This is a genomic window from Pseudomonas sp. SIMBA_068, from assembly GCF_046534705.1.
Lineage (GTDB): Bacteria > Pseudomonadota > Gammaproteobacteria > Pseudomonadales > Pseudomonadaceae > Aquipseudomonas > Aquipseudomonas putida.
The window spans coordinates 1-250 of record NZ_JAWRYI010001181.1 but is presented as its reverse complement, the minus strand read 5'-3'; the positions used below and the strand labels follow the sequence as shown (position 1 = coordinate 250).

The 250-nt window shown below is 60.4% G+C and carries 1 protein-coding gene; it reads right to left on the bottom strand.

All coding sequences use genetic code 11. The features are described 5' to 3' along the window. On the bottom strand, positions 1-250 hold a 250-nt coding region (locus tag SB756_RS33265), incomplete at both ends, for a methyltransferase domain-containing protein (RefSeq protein ID WP_410913659.1).

The window sequence follows — 250 nt, the reverse complement described above, 5'->3', positions numbered from 1 at the left end:
GCGTGAAATCCTCCAGCCAGGTATAGGGCGAGGAAAGCACCAGAATGCCGCCCTGACGCAGCATCGGCGTGACATCCCGCAGGAAGCGTGCGGGCTGACGCAGGCGATCGATCAGGTTGGATGCGAGTACCAGATCGTAACGGGCGGGTTGCGGCTTAAGGTTACAGGCGTCGCCCTGAACAAACTGAATCCGCTGCGCCAGTTCGCTCTCCAGCGCGAAATCTTTCAGGCGAACCTGGCGATACTCCAC